This is a genomic window from Paenarthrobacter sp. 10N417 (assembly GCF_056394745.1).
In genome coordinates this window covers 64,818-85,028 of sequence record NZ_JBFTIL010000023.1, presented here as the reverse complement: position 1 = coordinate 85,028, position 20,211 = coordinate 64,818, and the positions used below count along the sequence as shown (strand labels likewise).

General features: G+C 62.7%; 14 protein-coding genes and 1 tRNA gene. 11 read left to right on the top strand and 4 right to left on the bottom strand.

Annotated features, from left to right (window positions below):
• Positions 1–213: 213 nt before the first annotated feature.
• Genes AC1DCM_RS22365 through AC1DCM_RS22355 form a run of 3 tightly spaced genes read right to left on the bottom strand, consistent with a single transcriptional unit; the run spans position 214 to position 5,360 of the window.
• Positions 214–2,709 carry a transglutaminase TgpA family protein gene (locus AC1DCM_RS22365; RefSeq protein WP_477519766.1) on the bottom strand — a complete coding sequence of 832 codons (2,496 nt, stop codon included), beginning with the start codon at positions 2,707–2,709 and terminating at the stop codon, positions 214–216.
• Positions 2,706–4,259: a DUF58 domain-containing protein gene (locus AC1DCM_RS22360; protein WP_442016772.1), complete on the bottom strand. Its 1,554-nt coding sequence runs from the start codon at positions 4,257–4,259 to the stop codon at positions 2,706–2,708. The genes AC1DCM_RS22365 and AC1DCM_RS22360 overlap by 4 nt, the downstream gene beginning before the upstream one ends.
• A gap of 12 nt (positions 4,260–4,271) precedes the next feature.
• Entirely contained in the window at positions 4,272–5,360 is a 1,089-nt protein-coding gene (locus AC1DCM_RS22355) for an AAA family ATPase (protein WP_442016773.1), read from the bottom strand.
• Between the two features lie 158 nt (positions 5,361–5,518).
• On the opposite strand from AC1DCM_RS22355, the gene AC1DCM_RS22350 reads away from it, so the two are divergent.
• The 5 genes from AC1DCM_RS22350 to AC1DCM_RS22330 all read left to right on the top strand — a co-directional run bounded on the left by AC1DCM_RS22350 (position 5,519) and on the right by AC1DCM_RS22330 (position 11,615).
• Entirely contained in the window at positions 5,519–6,415 is an 897-nt protein-coding gene (locus AC1DCM_RS22350) for a TatD family hydrolase (protein ID WP_442016774.1), read from the top strand.
• A gap of 294 nt (positions 6,416–6,709) precedes the next feature.
• A complete protein-coding gene (locus AC1DCM_RS22345) occupies positions 6,710–7,852 on the top strand; it encodes a transglycosylase family protein (protein WP_442016775.1) in 1,143 nt (380 codons plus the stop codon).
• Positions 7,853–7,878: 26 nt separating this feature from the next.
• Positions 7,879–8,760, top strand: coding sequence for a 16S rRNA (adenine(1518)-N(6)/adenine(1519)-N(6))-dimethyltransferase RsmA (gene rsmA / locus AC1DCM_RS22340; RefSeq protein ID WP_442016776.1), 882 nt, complete (start codon positions 7,879–7,881; stop codon positions 8,758–8,760).
• Positions 8,757–9,749, top strand: coding sequence for a 4-(cytidine 5'-diphospho)-2-C-methyl-D-erythritol kinase (locus AC1DCM_RS22335; protein ID WP_442016777.1), 993 nt, complete (start codon positions 8,757–8,759; stop codon positions 9,747–9,749). Before rsmA ends, AC1DCM_RS22335 begins: the two co-directional genes overlap by 4 nt.
• 36 nt (positions 9,750–9,785) lie before the next feature.
• Positions 9,786–11,615, top strand: coding sequence for an ABC-F family ATP-binding cassette domain-containing protein (locus AC1DCM_RS22330; RefSeq protein ID WP_442016778.1), 1,830 nt, complete (start codon positions 9,786–9,788; stop codon positions 11,613–11,615).
• A 551-nt stretch (positions 11,616–12,166) separates the two neighbouring features.
• On the opposite strand, the gene AC1DCM_RS22325 is transcribed toward AC1DCM_RS22330, so the two are convergent.
• Entirely contained in the window at positions 12,167–12,766 is a 600-nt protein-coding gene (locus AC1DCM_RS22325; RefSeq protein ID WP_442006309.1) for a TetR/AcrR family transcriptional regulator, read from the bottom strand.
• 263 nt (positions 12,767–13,029) lie between these two features.
• On the opposite strand from AC1DCM_RS22325, the gene AC1DCM_RS22320 reads away from it, so the two are divergent.
• The 6 genes from AC1DCM_RS22320 to AC1DCM_RS22295 all read left to right on the top strand — a co-directional run bounded on the left by AC1DCM_RS22320 (position 13,030) and on the right by AC1DCM_RS22295 (position 20,195).
• Positions 13,030–13,101, top strand: a tRNA-Gln gene (locus tag AC1DCM_RS22320).
• Positions 13,102–13,225: 124 nt separating this feature from the next.
• Complete coding sequence (gene glmU / locus AC1DCM_RS22315) at positions 13,226–14,731, top strand: bifunctional UDP-N-acetylglucosamine diphosphorylase/glucosamine-1-phosphate N-acetyltransferase GlmU (RefSeq protein WP_442016779.1); 1,506 nt, start codon at positions 13,226–13,228, stop codon at positions 14,729–14,731.
• Positions 14,728–15,708, top strand: a complete 981-nt coding sequence (locus AC1DCM_RS22310) for a ribose-phosphate diphosphokinase (RefSeq protein ID WP_159697849.1) — start codon at positions 14,728–14,730, stop codon at positions 15,706–15,708. Before glmU ends, AC1DCM_RS22310 begins: the two co-directional genes overlap by 4 nt.
• 305 nt (positions 15,709–16,013) lie before the next feature.
• Entirely contained in the window at positions 16,014–16,586 is a 573-nt protein-coding gene (locus AC1DCM_RS22305) for a 50S ribosomal protein L25/general stress protein Ctc (protein ID WP_442016780.1), read from the top strand.
• A 139-nt stretch (positions 16,587–16,725) separates the two neighbouring features.
• Positions 16,726–17,310 (top strand): aminoacyl-tRNA hydrolase, encoded by a 585-nt coding sequence (gene pth / locus AC1DCM_RS22300; RefSeq protein WP_442016781.1) that lies wholly within the window; start codon positions 16,726–16,728, stop codon positions 17,308–17,310.
• Between the two features lie 143 nt (positions 17,311–17,453).
• The gene (locus AC1DCM_RS22295; RefSeq protein WP_477519765.1) at positions 17,454–20,195 is read left to right on the top strand and encodes a helix-turn-helix transcriptional regulator; all 2,742 of its coding nucleotides are present in this window, start codon (positions 17,454–17,456) and stop codon (positions 20,193–20,195) included.
• Positions 20,196–20,211 lie beyond the last annotated feature (16 nt).

The following is a 20,211-nucleotide window of genomic DNA, read 5'->3' as shown; positions in this document are numbered from 1 at the left end:
CCACGGTCCGGAAGACCTCGAACACGTTGCCCAGGAACTCAACGGCCGCCCACGCAAAACGCTCGGCTGGAAAACTCCCGCCGAGCGTTTACGTGATTTACTACTAACCACCTAACCAACAGGTGTTGCAACGACCCCTAGAAACCGCCAACCATAAGTTCCGGAGTCGGGCCCTTTGCTGTTCGCGGGCGAGCCGTTGTGGTGTTTGCGGTCTTAGCGGCGTTGCGGAAGAAGTCCCCTGACTGCGCGGCCGGATCTGGCAATCCCTCGCCCCGTCCGCCGGAACAGGGACCCCACAGCGCGGAAGGGGGCACCGAGTGCGTGGAACCACCGGCGCATGAGCGACGGCGGCAGCCAGTTGGCGCGGAAGCGAACCAGCCAGCTGGTATTGTTCCGCAACGATTCACGCACGACGGCGATCCTGGCCGCCGCCGGCGAGGCCGCCTTCATCGGGCGACCATAACGTTGCCGTTCGAAGTCCGCGGTGAGTGAAGCGACGGCGGCATGGGCGGCGTCGTCGAGACCTCCGGCCTCACCCAGAATGGAACTTGAACGGAGCCGGGCGGAAAAGTGCCTTGGCGTCTCACTGGGCGTGGACGGCACACCATAATCCGTGGCGAGGTCCTGCAACTCTGCCCATGCGAGGGCAGCGGAATCATGGTGACCCCGTGATGCCCGATCCGCTGGTTCCTTGGGATTTAGCCGGCGGCGTCGCAGGATTACCCTGCTCAGCCTCGGCGAGCCAAGGAAAGCCGCGAGCAACAGCACTGACGAAATCGTGGCAATAACCGTTGGCAGGGGGTCACTTGGAGCAGAGCCGGCAGTTTGCGCGTCGCCTCCCGGCAGCGGAACAGTGGTCGGAGGAGGCGTCACTGCGGTGCCTGGAACGTCCTTCTCGTCAGCATTGGTGCTCAGGCCGCCCGGGACTGAGGACTCGGTGGCATACTCCGGAACAACGCCGCGCGATGGGGTCGGCTCAAAGGGTACCCACCCCAGTCCTTCAAAATAGAGCTCGGGCCATGCATGGGCGTCACGGGCGTCTACCTCATACTCCGGGAACGATCCCTGACCTACCAAGGCGACAGTTTCGCCCGTAAGCCGGCCGGGCGCGTATCCCACTGCGATGCGGCTGGGGATGCCCTCCACTCGGGCCATGACCGCCATGGCGGAGGCGAAGTGGACGCAATAGCCGCTCTTGACCGCCAGGAAGTCCGCCAGCACAGACAGCCCGTTGCCGTCATAGCCGTTTTGGACCGGAGCCTGAAGGGAGTACGTGAATTCACTGGAGCGCAAGTATTTCTGGATGGCCAGCGCCTTGGCGTAGTTGTTGCCTGCTGAAGACGTCACTTGCTCCGCAGTCTGGCGCACAATGCTTGGCAGGTTCCCTGGAACGCGGAGGAAATCCTCCGAAATGGACTTTGGCTTACCCGTGGCTTGGGACAGTGCCTGTGCCGTGATCTTGGGTGCGGCCGAGAAGACCACATACCGTTGTGCCAGTGTGCTGGTCTCGGTGCTCATGATGCTCAGGGTGGCTGGATCCCAGGTCCAACGGCCGTTCAGCCCATTAACGGAGACGGGGGCGAACGGTGCCGGTAAGTAAGGGCTGGTGAACAAACCCGCGTTGATGGACGTCACCGCATTCACGACTTCTCCCTGGATGGAGTAGCCCGGCTCTATCCGGTCCACCCCGCTCCGCCTTGACGCGGAGCGGTCATCGGGAGCCCAGGTTTCGCCGTCGAAGTGGTCAATGGTGACGGACCTCAGGTAAGTGGCGGCGCTGGAACTAGTGGAGTACGTGATGCGTCCTGCCCCCGTGGGACTCCGCAGGCTGTTACCCAGGGTGATCATCGGATTCAGGCCGTTCGAGGTACCCCAGGGGCTTAGCCGCGAACCTTGCGGGAAGGTGCCGGTTTCAAACCCTGGAATCGCCAATGGAACAACCAACGCCAAACCCAGTGCCAGTGCGCCCGTCACCAGGGAGCGCCTGATCTGGCCGGAACTTCGTGGTGCTCCGGACTGCAGCCTCGCATCAGGGGCGAACCAATGGCTGCAACCAAGAACCAGCAGATATCCCACGGTGGCCCCAACAAAACCTGCGACACCTACGCTTTGCGGCTTGATGGTTGCCGGAACCACCATGACGGCGAGGAGGCCGATTCCACTGGCTGCCGGCATCGATAGCGGCACTGCCAGAGCGTCAATCAGGATCACCAGCAGTCCCAGGCAGGCGCAGGTGACGAAGACAATCCCAGCGTTGGGTGCCACTGGAGCACTCTCCGACACAACTGTCTCTGCGGCGCGCTTGATGAGCCGGCCTACCGCGGTAAACGTCCCGGTGGTGGGGACAAAGCCCAGGAAGCTGTCCTGCCGGCAGAAGGTGAAACTGAGTATCCCGGCCAACGCGGCCAAGGAGCCCAACGTGGTAAGCAGAGGCTGGATCCGGAGGGTCCTGAGGATGGCCAGCGTCAGGGCCACAGCCACAACGGTGGTGATCAGGGGCATGAACCAGGCCCAACCCCTGAACACTCCATTCAGTGATAGAGCTGAACCGAGAACGGCCACGGCCACCGAACCGGCCATGATCCACGGGTAGAGGCCGGGCGGCTGGGCTCGCTGTGGGGGAGGAGTGGGGGCGTCTCCGCCAGCCCCCTGTTGCGGTAGGCCTCGCGGGTACGTTGAGGGGGACCCACGATGGGACGTGGCGGTCATCGTGGCACCGCCGCTCCGCGCCGTACGTCCATTGCCGCACTGGCGGCTAGGACTATTCCGCCTTCGTCGAAGCCGGACCAGGCCGCCGTCAGTGGCGTCTTCGACGTGACGGAGACAGCTTTCCAGCCGCCTTGCCTCAAGGTTTCCAGGACATCGTCCTTGTTGCGGGAGTCATGGTTGCGGGAGTCCGGGTTGCGGGACTCGTTATTGCTTTGAGGGTCCGTGACTACTATCGCGAAGGCATTGGCGCCATAGCCGGCCGCGGGAGCAAGGGCCTTGGCCTCGGCCAGGGTCAGGTTGCCAAGCAAGGCAAGGAGCGGGCCGCGCAAACGATGTGCGGCGAGCTTGTCCATCAGGCGGTCGTCGAAGACGGAATCAACGTTTTCCTGGCCCGGTACCTCCGCTGCCCCATTTAGACGGTGAACCGTAGAACCAGAGGGTTCACGGGAGCGCTGTTCATGCTCCGGACTACCTTCTCCCGTGCGGTGGTGTTCAGCCCTGTGGTGGTCAACCCAGTGGTGTTTTGGTCCGCTCAACTCAATGGCGGCCAAGCCTTCGGCAATGGCATGAAGGCCGGCGACGCCACTGAACTCTTCCACGCCCGGGTCCGGTGCCGACGGCGAGCGAATGAAGGCCGGGCTACCGAAGGCGTCCAGGACGCGCAGCGAGTAGTTCCGTTCGGCCAAGTGCGCGCTGATGGACATCGCCGCTGTTACAACCCACTCAAAATTCGGGCTGGTCACGAGGTCGGAGTCGTCGTCGTGCGAGCTGAAAACCGAGCTACTGCCGGAGGCGAAGGCCGCGAAACGTTGGTCAAGGATGATGGTGGCTTCCGGAGTGGTGACCGATTCCTCCTGGCGGACCATGAGCTGTCCGTGCCGCGCCGTGGCGGGCCAGTGGACGCGGCGCATGGGATCCCCATGCCGGTATTCGCGCGTCATGATGTCGTCGTCGCTGGGATTCGCCCTGATACGGGTGGCCGTTACGCCATCGTTCCCACGCGCCCCGGCGAGTCCCGTTACGGGAAGTTCGACGGCGGCCGGCGTCACAGTGAGGAGGTCGCCGTCGTCGATGGCATGACGCCGCAACGACAAGCCGAAGGGGTCGCTGAACTCGGCAGTAACAGGACCTATGCGGAACTGTCCCCGCTTGCCGGACCGCAGATGGTATTCGTAGCGGCTGGTGCCGCCTGTTGCAGTCCGCGCCGGGAAGCGGAAAGCCGGCGGATCGCCGAACCGTGGAGGCAACTGTTCCTCCATGATCACGTGGCCTGTGGAGAACGTGGACCTGGCAACAGCCAGGCGAACGGTGGTGGCGGTGGACGTTTCCACGGTGGAGGGATTGAATTCCCGGTACACCTGGAACTTGGGTTTCAGCACCCGGACTCCGGCCAGCGCAACCAAGGGAAGTATCAACAAAAATACGGCCAGAGTCAGGAGATCGCGCCTGCCCATAATGTACGCACATACGAGCGAGAGGACCCCGGCGGCGAGCAATCCCCATCCGCGGCTGGTAAACAAATGCTTGGGGAGCCGATCCACGAGTGCCATGCCCGCTGTCTCCTATGCGCTTTGCTTGTCCCTGCGCCACGCGCCAGGCGGTTCCTGGGCGACCGGGAGGGAAGCGAGGATGCCCCGCAGGACGGTTTGGGGAGTATCGCCGGAACTCGCGGCCTTCCGGTCCAGGATGATGCGGTGGGCGAGTACCGATTCGGCAACGTCCACGACGTCGTCGGGAAGAACAAAATCGCGTCCATCCAACGCTGCCGTGGCCTTCGCGGCGCGCAGCAACTGCAGCAAGGAGCGGGGACTGGCGCCGAGTCGAAGGCGGACACTTTCACGGGTGGCCCGGCCAATGGCAACCGTGTATTCCTTGATGGCCGTGGACACGTAAACCTGCTGGACGGCTGCAATCATGGCTGCCACATCGGCCGCTGTGACCACCGGGGTTACGTTGATCAAAGGAGAGGACGCCTGATGCGTTTCCAGCATCTCGATCTCGGCATCCCTATCCGGATAGCCCATGGAAATCCTGGCCATGAAGCGGTCGCGCTGGGCCTCGGGCAGCGGATAGGTGCCCTCCATTTCGATGGGATTCTGCGTTGCCACCACCATGAACGGCAATCCCAGCTGGTACGAGTGCCCGTCCACAGTCACCTGATGCTCTTCCATGCACTCCAGGAGCGCGGACTGGGTCTTGGCCGAGGCACGGTTGATTTCGTCGCCGATCACGATGTTCGCGAACACGGCACCTGGCCGGAACTCGAACTGCCGCGAAGACTGATTGTAGATGGACACGCCCGTCACATCAGAGGGCAAAAGGTCCGGGGTGAACTGGATACGGGACACTGTGCAGTCCACGGTCCGGGCCAGTGTCTTTGCCAGCAGGGTCTTGCCAACCCCGGGCACATCCTCCAGCAGGAGATGGCCCTGGGCCAGGAGAACCGTCAGTGCAAGCTTTGCTGCATCTGCCTTGCCATCGATGACCTTGCTGATGGATGCCAGGATGCGCTCGCTGGCATCGTGGAAACGTTCCGCGTCCATGACCTGCGGCTTGTGTCCGTTGAGCGCCGCGGCGTCCCGGGGCAGCGCACTGTACGCCTCGCCCTGAAGTCGGGTAGGTTCAACGGTGACTTGTCGCTTGGACTCCATGGATTGCCCTTCAGCCGTGGCCAACGCCGGTGTCGGCCGTCTGTCCGTTCCAGACTACCCAGACTTTGGCCGTCCCTGACATAGTGCTCCGGGAATTTATGTGCCAACTGGAATTTGTCTCCAAGCATGGGGGACCGCGGTCCGATTAAGGTGGGAACATGTGCAATTCCCTCGCCCCCGCTCCCTACCGCGCGTCCTCTGGTGCAACAGAAGCATCGGATTCCCGCAAAGAGTACCCGCCACCCCCGGAACCGCTTCCCGTACCGGTGATGGACAATCACACGCACTTGGACTTCCGGCATGGATTGATCGAAGTCGGCGTTGCGGATGCCATGGATGCCGCCGAGGCTGTTGGTGTCCAAGGGGCCATCCAGGTTGGCTGCGACCTGGAATCGTCCCGCTTCACAGTGCAAGCTGTCCAGGCCGATGCCCGCTTGTTGGGAGCCGTTGCCATCCACCCCAACGACGCACCCGCCTACGCGGGGCGGGGGGAACTGGAATCGGCGCTGGCAGAGATCGAGGAACTGGCCGGCCACCCACGGATCCGTGCCATCGGCGAGACAGGATTGGACTTCTTCCGAACCCACGGTGAGGGCCTGACACATCAGCGGTATTCCTTCCGGAGGCACATCGACATCGCCAAGCGGCTTGGCCTCACGCTGCAGATCCACGACCGCGACGCCCACGATGACGTGGTGCAGGTGCTGAACGAGGAAGGCGCCCCTGAGCGGGTGGTTTTCCACTGCTTCTCCGGCGACGAGGAACTGGCCCGCATCTGCAATGACAATGGCTGGTACATGTCTTTTGCGGGGACCATGACGTTCAAGAATGCGGGCAACCTCAGGGCAGCGTTGGCTATTGCCGAGCCCAGCCGGATCCTGGTGGAAACAGATTCGCCATTCCTCACGCCACACCCGTACCGTGGCCGGCCAAATGCGAGCTACATGGTGCCATACACCGTTCGCTCGATGGCGGAAGTGACAGAAGATGACCTTTCAGAACTTTGCGCCAGGCTTGCTCAAAATACCGTAAATGCCTACGGATCGTGGGGCTGAAACGGGCTGTTCGAATCCCTCTGGGACTGACGGCGATGAATACCCGGTATGTAGAATTCTTGGTCCGTTTATAACGGATCGGTTACTGTGTACAACAAGTAGCCGGGGTCGGGGAAGGCCTTCGGACAACTGGCCCGGATCCGTCCGGGCTCTTTAGTTGAATGTATTTGGCGGCGCAGATGCCGGCAGCAGAGGGTGGGACCAGGCTTTTTTGCCTGGCCCCTCAGTTTTGCGGCTGGCATTATTTTTTGCGCTTTTCCCCGTGCCCGGATGGTCTGAGAGTTATGGGCAATCGTGATCAAGTTCTTCACAACGGATGGCAAGTTCAGCTTTCTCAAAGTCGGTGCCCAGTTGCTGGTTGTTGTAGCACTGGTGGTCGGTGTAGTCGCCTTCGTCGGCAACAACAAGACAATCACCTTGAATGTTGATGGCAAGGTGAGCTCCATCCAGACCTTCGGCGGCACAGTTGACCAAGTGGTCAAAGCAGCCAAGGTCGAGCTGAAGGACGCAGACCGTGTTTCACCGGACCTTGATAGCCAGGTGGAAAACGGCTCGGTGGTCAATATCAACCTCGCCAAGGCCGTCTCCATCGAATTGGACGGCGCCCGCAAGACCGTCAACACCAACGCGCCGGACGTCGCCGGCCTGGTGAGTGAACTGGGAGTCGCCAGCTCCTCCGAAATCTCCCAGCCGAAGGACGCCTCCCTGGCTGTTACCGGCTCCTTCGTTTCCATCTCCACGCCCAAGACGATCAGCTTGGTAGCTGACGGCAAGGACACCAGCACCACCACGACGGCGCCCGACGTCGCAACCGTCCTGAAGGACGCCGGAGTCACCTTGGGTGCCAGCGACCGCGTCTCCCAGCCCGGCAACGCACCGGTCATCCAGGACATGGTGATCAAGGTCTCCCGCGTGGACACCAGCAAGACCGCCGACGCCACTGAGGAAGTGCCGTTCGAAAGCGTCAGCACCGATAGTGCCGATCTCTACAAGGGCGACGAGAAAGTGACCCAAAAGGGCGTTGCAGGTTCCGTTGTGAAGACGTTCAAGCTGGTCCTGGTGGATGGCCGGGAAGCTTCCCGCACCCTTGTATCCAGCAATGTCACCACCCAGCCTGTCACCGAAAAGATCGCGGTCGGAACCAAGGCCCGCCCCGTCGCTGCCAAGGTTGCCACTTCCAGTGGTCCCACCGGCGCCCCGAACGAAGCCATGTGGGACAGGATCGCCCAGTGTGAGTCCGGCGGGAACTGGTCCATCAACTCCGGCAACGGATACTATGGCGGGCTGCAGTTCTCCAGCCCCACGTGGTTGGCCAATGGGGGCGGCGCCTACGCCCCCACCGCCAACCTTGCGACCAAAGCACAGCAGATTGATATCGCCAACCGCCTCTACGCCAGGAACGGCCTCAGCGACTGGGGCTGCGCGCACGCAGCCTGACCCCGCACAGGCGATACGATACCTAGGTGACTGAACCGAATTCCGAACCCGCCGCCGTCGTGCCTTTGATGGGCGCCACAGACATCCGACGGTTAGCCGAGGAAATCGGTGTCCGCCCTACCAAGACCTTGGGCCAGAACTTTGTCATTGACGGTAATACGATCCGCAGGATTGTCTCAGCCGCCAATATCGACGCCGGGGAAACCGTCCTTGAGGTGGGTCCAGGTCTGGGCTCCCTGACGCTGGGCCTGCTGGACGCGGCGCGCACTGTTGTTGCAGTCGAAATCGATCCCGTGCTCGCCAGGAAGCTCCCCGAAACTGTTCGTGCATGGCGGCCCGAGGCTGAAGACAACTTCCACCTGGTCCTCTCGGACGCCATGAGGGTCACGGAACTGCCAGTGCAACCGACAGCACTGGTGGCCAACCTCCCGTATAACGTGGCCGTCCCTGTGGTGCTTCACTTGCTGCAACACTTCCCGAGCCTGCAGCATGGCCTGGTCATGGTGCAGGATGAGGTCGCAGACCGCCTGGCAGCAACTCCTGGAAGCAAGATCTACGGCGTGCCCTCGGTCAAGGCCGCATGGTACGGGCACATGCGCAAGGCCGGCGTGATCGGCATGAACGTGTTTTGGCCCGCTCCGAAGATCCACTCAGGACTCGTTGCTTTTACGCGTCATGACCCACCCGCCACCCACGCCACCCGGGAGCAAGTGTTTGCTGTCATTGACGCCGCGTTTGCCCAGCGTCGTAAGACCCTCCGTGCCGCTTTGGCTGGATGGGCAGGCAGTGCGGCAGAGGCCGAACGGTGCCTCGTTGCCGCAGGCGTTGATCCCACAGCCCGGGGCGAGGTCCTGGACATCGCTGCCTACGTCCGGATCGCCGAAGCCCGCCACCCAGCGGACGCATGAGTCCGAACACCCGCAAACCCAGCGGCCTGCCATACGCAGGCGATCGCTTCCATGCCCGAACTGTCCGGGTCAAAGCGCCGGGGAAGATCAACGTTTCCCTGAGCGTTGGTCCGTTGCGCCCTGACGGCTACCACTCCGTGGCAAGCGTCTACCTGGCCGTTTCCTTGTACGAGGAAGTGGCGGCCACCAGCACCGAAGCTGAGGGAATTACCGTCAGCATCAGCCCCAAAAGCACGCTGGACCTGGACGGCGTCGACATTCCCCTGGACGAAAGCAACTTGGCCTACAAGGCCGCAGCCATCATGGCAGAGCTGTCCGAGAAACCAACCGGCGTCCACCTTGAAATCACCAAACGCGTGCCGGTTGCCGGAGGTATGGGTGGGGGCTCCGCCGACGCCGCCGCTACGTTGCTTGCCTGCGATGCCCTGTGGAACAGCGGCCTTTCCCGCGAGGAACTTGCCCACCTGGCAGCCGAACTGGGCGCGGACGTTCCGTTCTCGCTCCTGGGCGGGACCGCCGTCGGACTCGGTGTTGGCGACAAATTGTCACCCGCGCTTGCGAAGGCACAAATGGATTGGGTGCTGGTATTTGCCGACTACGGCCTCTCCACGCCCGACGTTTTTCACACGCTGGACGGACTCCGCGACTCCGAAGGCGTGGAAATCCCCGAACCCGTAGACGTTGACCCCACAATCCTCCAGGCCCTGCGCCACGGCGATCCCGAGACCCTCAGCCGGGTGCTGATCAACGATCTCCAGCGGGCATCCATCGCCCTGGCCCCACAGCTCCGGGACACCATCGGCCTGGGCGAAGCTCGCGGCGCCCTGGCAGGCATGGTGTCCGGGTCCGGGCCCACCATCGCACTGCTTGCCAGGGACTCGGTGTCCGCCAGCGTCCTCGCTGAAGAGCTGACCCATCGAGGCCACACAGCAGTCGCCGTCCACGGACCCGTGCCCGGCGCCCGGATCATCTCCGATACCCTCCTTTAGTAGCTCCCGCATTCCAGCAGTAGAAAGTAGTACCCATTGGCCCACCTGCTTGGCGGCGAAAACCTCACCGTTTCGTTCGCGACCCGCACTGTCCTCGACGGCGTCACCCTCGGTTTGGAGGATGGCGACCGCATCGGCATGGTCGGCCGCAACGGTGACGGAAAATCAACCCTCATGCGTTTGCTCGCCTTGCGCTCGACGCCCGACTCCGGCCGCGTCACCAAACGCGGGGACGTCAACGTCGGCTACCTCGACCAAGGCGACGTGCTCGACGGCGACCTGACAGTCGGCGCTGCGATCGTCGGCGACCGCGCGGACCACGAATGGGCGGCCAACCCCAAGATCCGCGAAGTCATGGGCGGACTGGTAGGGGATGTCGACTGGCACGCCAACGTCCATGCCCTCTCCGGCGGGCAGAAACGCCGTGTCGCGCTGGCCAAGCTCCTCATCGAAGACCACGACGTCATCATGCTGGACGAACCCACCAACCACCTCGACGTCGAGGGCGTGGCCTGGCTGGCAAAGCACCTCAAGACGCGCTGGCGCGCCAACCAAGGCGCGTTCCTGGTGGTCACCCACGATCGCTGGTTCCTTGACGAAGTTTGCAACTACACCTGGGAAGTCCACGACGCCATGGTGGACATGTTCGACGGCGGATACGCCGCTTACGTTTTGGCGCGCGCAGAGCGCGACCGGACGGCCGCCGTCGTCGAAGGTAAACGCCAGCAGCTCGTCAAAAAGGAACTGGCGTGGCTCAGGCGCGGCGCCCCGGCCCGGACTGCCAAGCCCAAGTTCCGGATCGAAGCCGCCAACGACCTCATTGCAGACGTACCGGATCCCCGGGACTCCGTCGCCCTCAGCAAGATGGCAACCGCGCGGCTGGGCAAGGATGTGCTGGACCTCGAGAACGTGACCCTTGATTTTGTCGACGGGGCGGACGGGCAGAAACTCTTCGACAACATCACCCTGCGGCTCGCCCCTGGCGAACGACTTGGTTTGGTGGGCGTCAACGGGGCTGGCAAGTCCACGCTGCTCAAGCTTCTCAACGGCGAAATCCAGCCCACGTCCGGGAAAGTCAAACGCGGTAAGACCGTGGTCACCGCCGTGCTCACCCAGGACGTGAAGGAGCTCGACGACGTCTCGGACCTGCGCGTTATTGAGGTCATTGAGCGGGAAAAACGCTCCTTCAGCGTAGGCGGTAAGGAATTCACCGCCGGCCAGCTCGTGGAGCAGCTCGGGTTCACCAAGGAAAAGCAGTGGACACCCGTCAGCGACCTCTCCGGTGGTGAACGCCGTCGACTCCAACTCCTGCGGCTTCTGGTAGGCGAGCCCAACGTACTGATGCTCGACGAGCCGACCAATGACCTCGACACCGACACCCTGGCCGCCGTCGAAGATGTCCTGGACGGTTGGCCCGGAACGCTGGTGGTGGTCAGCCACGACCGGTACCTTCTGGAGCGCGTCACGGACAACCAGATGGCCCTCCTTGGCGATGCCAAACTCCGCGGCTTGCCCGGCGGTGTGGACCAGTACCTCGAACTGCGCGAGGCGGCGCTGGCTTCCGGCGCCGTTGGCGGCGGCTCGGGTGCTCCCACTTCTGCGAGTGGCGGTGCTTCTGCACCTGTTGCTTCGGGCGCCAGCGAAGCCGAAAAGCGTGAAGCCCGCAAGGACCTCAACAGGATCGACCGCCAGCTCGGCAAGATCGCACAGCAGGAGGAAAAGCTGCACACCCAAATGGCCGCGAAGTCCGAATCCGGCGACTTCGACGCGCTGAGCGAACTCAACGCAAAGCTCCAGGAACTCCTGGGGGAGAAAGAAGGCCTGGAGCTCGAATGGCTGGAGGCCGCCGAAACCCTCGGCGAGTAGTTTCGTAGCGCGGGGCCGGCTGTAAACATCCTCTGCGTGCTGCTCCTTCGTCGCTTTGACGCACGCTGCCGGATGTTTACAGCCGCCGATGCTGCCCGCCGTCGGTTCAGATGCGGCGGGGGTTGGGGGGGTATTGGGCTGGTTCGTACCCCGCTTTGACGCACGCTTCCGGATACCCGCCGCCCCGCCCCTGAACGTTCTCTCACGTCCTGCCCATTTTTGGCGGATGCTCTCTCACGTCCTGCCCATTTTTGGCGGATGCTCTTTCATTTCCCGCATAGGGCCTGCCTCTGCCAACCCCTGGATCCACCGTTTATCCGACACTCCCCAAGCCAGCGACGAGAGTCCGACCGCAGCGGCCCCGGGTGGGGATGTGAGAGAGCGTGGGGGGAGACGGGTGGGGATGTGGGAGAGCGTGGGGGGAGACGGGTGGGGATGTGAGAGAGCGTGGGGGGAGACGGGTGGGGTTGTGAGAGAGCGTGGGGCGAAAGACGTGGGGATGTGAGAGAGCGTGGGGAAAAACGCCGCAGGATGTGAGAGAGGGATGGGGGTCAGCCGTCGGAGCGGAGCTCGGGCTCCTTCTGCAGCCCCGTCAGTCCGTTCCACGCCAGGTTCACCAGGTGAGCTGCCACCGCGCGTTTGTCCGGCACACGGCTGTCCAGCCACCATTGGCCTGTCATCGCGACCATTCCCACGAGCATCTGAGCGTACATTGCGCCGTCGGCAGCGCTGAATCCGCGGCGGGCGAATTCGTCGGAGAGCAGGTGTTCCACCCGGGCGGTGACGTGGGAGAGCAACGTGGAGAAGGCGCCTTCGGGCTGGGAAGGCGGTGCGTCGCGCATGAGGATCCGGAAGCCGTCGGTGCGGTCTTCGATGTAGCCAAGGAGTGCCAATGCTGCCCGCTCCACCAGGACGCGGGGTTTGGCCTCCGTGCTCAGTGCCTCGGTGATGGAGTCCAGTAGGATCCGGAATTCGGTTTCGACAACCTGCCGGTAGAGGCCTTCCTTGGACCCAAAGTGCTCGTAGATCACGGGCTTGGAGACGCCCGCACTGGCGGCAATTTCTTCAATTGTGGTGCCGTCCAGGCCCTTCGCTGCGAAGAGCGCCCGGCCAATGCCGATGAGCTGGGAGCGGCGCTGTTGTCCCGTCATCCGCAACCGTACAGGGCGGTCTCCCAGGGGCTTGAGGCCGGCTGGGGGCCGGGAAAGTTCAGTGCGCTTGCTCACGTGTCCATCATGCCCTAACCCGCCGCACGGCTGGTCGGGAAGCGCCGTAACAGGGCATCTGGAGACCCGTCGCAGCGGGTCAAGTCGCGAACCATGCAAAGGTCATGGCAAACTAGATTCTTGTGTGTGCATCCCGGTGATCCGGGAAACCGTCAGGCCCTGCCGCCTGGGGGTGCAAGCATGCGCGGTCCGCTCTGGTGTAATGGCAGCACCCCGGCCTTTGGAGCCGTGGAGTATAGGTTCGAATCCTATGGGCGGAACGGTCGGAAAATGCGCTCCACTCTGTACCTGGAACAGCTCGAACGGTGCCTGGGTCCATAGTTGGAATGGCAGCATTCCGAAGCCGGGTTACCCGGGACAAAACCGAGCAAGGAGAGCCAGTACGTGAGCCCCGAAACCACCGGTCCCGCAGCAGTCATCGTCTTGGCTGCAGGTGCCGGAACGCGAATGAAGTCGCGGACTCCCAAAATTCTCCACGAAATCGGCGGCCTCTCCATGGTGGGTCACGCGCTCCTCGCCGCCCGTTCCATCAAGCCCCTGAAGCTGGCCCTAGTTGTCCGACACGAGCGCGATCGCGTCGCAGAACACGTCTCCGCGCTGGATCCGGAAGCCGTGATCGTTGACCAGGACGAGATCCCCGGTACGGGACGCGCGGTGGAGGTTGCCCTCAAGGCCCTCGACGCCGAAGCGGAGCTCACCGGCACTGTGGTTGTCACCTACGGGGATGTGCCCCTCCTGACCGGCGAATTGCTGGGCGAACTCGTGGCCACGCATGAAGCCCAGAGCAACGCCGTTACGGTGCTCACCGCAGTATTGGACGACGCCTCGGGCTACGGCCGCATCCTTCGCGCCGAAGACGGCACAGTCACCGGCATCCGCGAGCACAAGGATGCCAGCGAAGCCGAGCACACCATCCTTGAGGTCAACTCTGGTATTTACGCCTTCGACGCCGCTGTGCTCCGCAACGCGCTGAAGCAGGTCACCACTGACAACGCGCAGGGCGAGATGTACCTCACCGATGTCCTCGGCCTGGCGCGCGACGCCGGTGGTCGGGTTGCCGCCGTCGTCACCCAGGACCGCTGGCAGGTTGAGGGCGCCAACGACCGCATCCAGCTTTCCGCGCTAGGCGCCGAGCTGAATCGCCGCATCATCGAGTCCTGGATGCGGGCGGGCGTGACCGTGGTGGATCCTTCCACCATCTGGATCGATTCCACGGTGACGCTCGATGAAGACGTCCGCTTGCTGCCCAATACGCAACTGCACGGTTCCACCACGGTGGCGAGGGACGCCGTCGTGGGTCCCGATACGACGCTGACGGACGTCAACGTTGGCGAAGGGGCCAAAGTGACCCGCACGCATGGCTCAGGTTCCACTATCGGCGCCAAAGCAAGCGTTGGACCGTTCACGTACCTCCGCCCCGGCACGGTACTGGGGGAGACAGGCAAGATCGGCGCCTTCTACGAAACCAAGAACGTGACCATCGGCCGTGGTTCCAAGCTCTCCCACCTCGGGTACGCAGGTGACGCTGAAATCGGCGAGGACACCAACATCGGCTGTGGCAACATCACCGCGAATTACGACGGCGAGAAGAAGCACCGCACGGTGATCGGCTCGGGTGTGCGGACTGGTTCAAACACTGTCTTCGTGGCTCCGGTGACTGTGGGTGATGGCGCCTACAGCGGCGCCGGTGCCGTCGTCCGCAAAGACGTCCCGCCGGGAGCCCTCGCCCTTAGCCTGGCCGCACAACGAAACGTCGAAGGTTGGGTGCAAGACAACCGCCCGGGCACTGTCTCCGCGAAGCTGGCGCAGGCCGCGCAGGACTCCCTGCTGACCCCCGCCCCCACATCCTCACAATCTCCAGCAACCACAGAAGAGGGCAAACAGGCATGAGCGAAATTACCGCACACGGCGAGAAGAAATTGATTCTCGCCGCCGGAAGGGCACATCCGGAGCTGGCGCAGGAAATCGCGAAGGAGCTGGAGACCGAGCTCCTGCCCATCGACGCCTATGACTTCGCCAATGGGGAAATCTATGTCCGTTCAGCCGAGAGCGTGCGTGGCACGGATGCCTTCGTCATCCAGGCCCACCCGGCCCCGTTGAACAACTGGCTCATGGAGCAGTTGATCATGATCGACTCCCTCAAGCGCGCCTCTGCCAAGAGGATTACGGTTGTTTCACCGTTCTACCCGTACTCCCGCCAGGACAAGAAGGGCCGCGGCCGCGAGCCCATTTCCGCCCGCCTGGTAGCGGACCTGTACAAGACCGCCGGTGCGGACCGCATCATGTCCGTGGACCTGCACACCTCCCAGATCCAGGGCTTCTTCGATGGCCCCGTTGACCACCTGATGGCGATCCCGCTGCTTGCCGACTACATTCGCACCAAGGTGGAGGCGGACAACATCACCGTTGTTTCGCCGGACACCGGCCGCGTCCGCGTGGCCGAACAGTGGGCGGAACGACTGGGCGGTGCCCCGCTGGCATTCGTTCACAAGAGCCGCGACCTCACGGTGCCCAACCAGGCCGTCTCCAAGACCGTTGTTGGCCAGGTTGAAGGCCGCACCTGCGTGCTTATTGACGACATGATCGACACCGGTGGAACCATCTCCGGCGCCGTCCAGGTCCTGAAGAACGCTGGCGCCAAGGATGTCATCATCGCGTGCACGCACGCCGTTTTCTCGGACCCCGCAGCGCAGCGCCTCGCTGATTCCGGCGCACGCGAAGTTGTTGTCACCAACACCCTGCCCATCCCGGCAGAGAAGCGCTTCCCGCAGCTCACGGTGCTGTCCATCGCACCGTTGATCGCGCGCGCCATTCGTGAAGTGTTCGACGACGGTTCCGTCACCAGCCTGTTCGACGGCAAAGCCTGACGCCGGACTGCTGACATCACGGGTCATCCGCTGCCTCCAGGGCGTGCGGATGGCCCGTTTTCAGTAATGCAGGCATCCGCTGGTAAACTCTTGGGGATACCTTGGCGAGGGAGAGCACATCCGGTGCGCGTTTTGAACCGGAATTGCGGGTCTCCGTTATCGACTGGGTCTGCATCTCCTTCGACACAGGCGGGCTTTGCTGCTGGACAGCAACGATCGCCGGGCGTAGAAGGTCCACAGACCTCCGCCCTTGCTGATCGACTTGTCCGGAATTTCCCGGACGCCACAGTAATCAAGGAGTACACATGTCTGAGCAGAAGCTCACCGCAGAACTGCGCACCGAATTCGGCAAGGGTTTTGCCCGCCGTGCACGCATGGCCGGCCAGATCCCGGCTGTCATCTACGGCCACGGCGCAGAGCCGATCCACATCAACCTGCCCGGCCGCGCCACCACGCTGGCTGTCCGCGTTTCCAACGCCCTGCTGGCGATCGACGTCGACGGCGAGCAGCACCTGACGCTCGTCAAGGACATCCAGCGCGACCCGGTTAAGCAGATCATCGAGCACGTTGACCTCCAGACCGTCCAGGCTGGCGAGAAGGTTACCGTTGACATCGCCATCCACGTTTCCGGTGAAGTTGCTCCGGGTGCTGTTGCCAGCCTCGAAGCCACCACGGTTTCCCTTGAGGCCGAGGCAACCCACGTGCCTACCGCCGTCGAGGTTGACATCGAAGGCCGCAAGGCTGGGGAGAACATCCACGCATCGGACCTCGTCCTGCCGAAGGGTTCCACCCTGCTCACTGAAGGCGACACCCTGGTGGTCCGTATCTCCGAGACCGCTTCTGAAGCTGAAGAAGAAACCACGGCAGCAGCTGAGTAGTCTTTGACTATGTAAGGCAAACGCCTTTTGAGTGGCCGGGTACCCCTTGGGTCCCGGCCACTTTCTTCTTCCGTCCCACGCAACTCCGGGACCCCCATCGCTGACCCGATTCCCTGACAAGACTCCCTAGGATGAGACCATGAGTGACACTTGGCTGATAGTTGGCCTCGGCAACCCCGGCAGTGAGTACAGCAACAACCGGCACAACGTGGGCCAGATGGTGCTTGACGAGCTGGCATCGCGGATGGGCGGCAAGTTCAAGACCCACAAGGCCAGGGCCCAGGTAGTAGAGGGTCGGCTGGGGATAGGCGGACCCCGCGTAGTACTGGCCAAGCCGATGACCTACATGAACGTTTCCGGTGGTCCTGTGGCGGGCTTGAGCAATTTCTTCGACATCGCGCCGGACCACGTTATTGCCGTCCATGATGAGATCGACATTCCCTTCAACACGGTCAAGCTCAAGATAGGTGGCGGTGAGGGTGGTCATAACGGCCTCCGCGACATCTCCAAGGCGCTGGCAACAAAGGACTATTTGCGCGTGCGGGTAGGGGTGGGCAGGCCTCCGGGACGTATGGATACCGCTGATTTTGTGCTGCGGGATTTCGCAACGGCCGAGAAGAAGGAATTGCCGTTTCTGCTGGACGAGGCGGCTGACGCGGTGGAACTGCTGGTCAATGAGGGGCTGTTGGCGGCGCAGCAGAAGCATCATGCCGCAAGAACTTGAGCAAATCTTGAGGAAAGCCTGAGGAAAGCCTGATGATTCGAGGCGCCCTTAGCCCTACCAAACTGTCGGCGCCCGGAGGTAGTGTGCATGGTACGCAGGTAAGCGGTGGGGGACTGTCGCGGATGTTGTAGCGAAGGATGCGAATGTCGGCGGAGTTGCTAAACAGAGGCGGTGGAGGCGCAGCGAGGGCTGCGGCTCCGGACCTTGTGGGCGGTCCATCCGATCGGCAAACATGGTCACTGCTGGCCAGGAGCCAGGATCTCTCCCGGGCCACCAAGCACCTTGAGTCCCCGAAATCGTACGGCGTGGTGCTCACGGGCGAACGGGGAATTGGCAAGTCGGGCTTGGCCCGGGCAGTAATTTCTTCCCTTGGCCCCAAAATCCATAGCCTGCAATTGCGCAACACGGTTGCCAATGGCCAGACCCCCTACGGGTGCCTCGGATTCCTCCTGGCGAGACTGCCGTCCGAGGCCGTCAGTTCACCCACGGGCATTCTCCATGCGATTACGTCCCTGATCCGTGCAGAAGCTGCGGGCCGCCAGACTGTCTTCATCGTGGACAATGCTGGCGGTATGGATCCCATGAGTACAGGCGTGCTGCTGAATCTGATGGCCACTGGAACGGCAAAGGTGATCGCCACTGTTCAACGCTCCAGCGATCTCCCCGCTGATTTTCATCGGCTGGTGCTTGAGGAGCAACTGGGCGAGGTCCACCTGAATACGCTTAGTGAAGAACAGACGAAGCAGGTTCTCGGTTCGGTACTGGGCCACTACGTCTCCTCCACGCTGGTGGGCTCACTCCACTCCGCCGTCGGTGGGAATCCGATGCTCCTGCACGCGCTGTTGGATGAGCAACGCCATTCCGGCAACCTCGTCCTGAACGATTCCGTGTGGACGCTCAGGGACCGTATCAAGCTTGAAGGCGCCACCGTTGTGGAGGACTTTGTCCGTTCCAGGTTGGCGCGCGAACCGCAGGCCAACCGGACCGTCGTCGAGGTCCTGGCCTGCGCGCAGCGCGCGACACTGGTGGATCTGGCTGCAATCTTTGGCACTGAAGTGCTTGTGGAGATGGAGGAATCCGGGCTGCTCACCGTTGATCGGAACGGCGAACACTGGGTTTCCCTTCGCGATGCTTACGTCGGTGAGGTTGTCCGGGGCTGGCTGAGTACGCGGCGGCGTCGCGAGCTGAGGTTGATGCTTCTTGGACCCAAGGAGCCGGAGCTGGGTGGGTTGGCTCCACAGGATCTGCTGAGCTACGCCGCTTGGATGCACGCCTGTGAGGACGAACCGTCTCCGTCACCAGGGCATGCTCTGGCAGCAGGACGGGCTGCCTTGGATGATTACGATCCCAACTTTGCCATCCAATGCACRCTGTCACTGGATCCGAAGGACCCCGAGTGGGTGGCGGGGCAGCGACTGAAGTCAGCTGCCTACCTCATGCTGGATCTTCCCCTGCACGCTGCCCAGGCCTTGGATGAGGTGTCAGAGGCGCACATTGCAGCTTTGGACCCCATGGAGTTTGCAGAAGTAACAGCTGCGAAATGCCAGGCCATGACATGGATTGACGGCCGCTCGGCAATGGTGCCCGGAGTTATCACGGCGGCAAGTGAAACCTTGGAGGCCATGGTTTCGAATCCGGAGGCCTACGCGCCGGAGCTGATCACGCGGGCCCGGAACAGGCTCCTTCTTTGCAACTACGAATACCAGGCGTATATGGGCGAGTACGCAGCTGTGGCCGAGGACCTGGAAAAGGAACTGGTCAAGGACCCGGCCGGTGACCGGGAACACTGGCTGAAGTCTGCGTTCTGCCTCATGGAAACCCGATGCGTGATGGGCCGGGAACTGGAAGCGCAGCAACTGGCACGTACCGTGTCCCGGCAGCTGGGGAACAATGACAGGCCGGCGCAGTTGGAGGAGTCCTTCGCCCGGGAGGCTTTCGGAGTGCTGTTGCTCTCCGGACAATGGCGGAAATGCATCGAGCTCATGCGGCGGACGCCCTCCACACCTTCGCGCCTGCAGTATCGCGGTGCAATCACCGAACTGGGCGTGGGCCTTGCCTACGCTTACGCCGGGAAGCCCTCCAGCGCGATCGAACCGTTGCGCTCCGCCGCCGCCCAGCTTGAGCTTCGCCCGGCCATGAACATGGTCAAGGTTGCCTACGCTGCTACCGCCTTTGCCTATGCACAGCTGGGCAATTCACTCGAAGCCGGACGGTACCTTGACCTGTACCGCACTTGCCGGGGTGTTGGGACATATTTCTCCGAGTCCGTTGCCGAGTTCTGCGCTGAAATGGCAGGGCGATGGATGGGGGACCCGGACGTCAAGCCGCGGCTGCTGGCCAGGGTCCAGCAGGACATCGACAAGCGGCGCTTTACAACGGCCGGGATTTGCCTTTTTGGCGCCACAGTGGAGGGCACGGACGCCGAGTACAAATTGCTGGAGGAAATTGCCGAGAACCGTCAAGGCCCTTTGGCGCAGATCGCCCGCGACCTTGCCCGGGGATCCCTGAAACGGAGTTCGCGTTCTCTCCTGGCTGCCGCCGACGCCGCAGCTGCACTGGATTTGTTGGTGGTGGAAGCCAGGTGCGTGGCCATGGCCTTGGACTTTGCCCGCAATGCCGGTGAAACCACGGCTGCCCGGACCGCCCAGCTTAGGCTTGAGCGTCTGGAACAATCGGTCTCGGCGTTGCCCATCCAACCACGAAGCGACGCACCGGTGTTGACCGAGCGTGAACGGCAAATTGCCAAACTGGCCGGAAAGGGTGTCAGCAATCGTGAAATCGCTATGGATATTGGGGTGTCTGTGCGGACCGTTGAAGGACACCTGTACCAAGTATTTACCAAGCTCGGCGTCTCATCGCGAGGCGAGCTCAATGGTCTCCTGTGAGTTGAGGAGTGTAGTT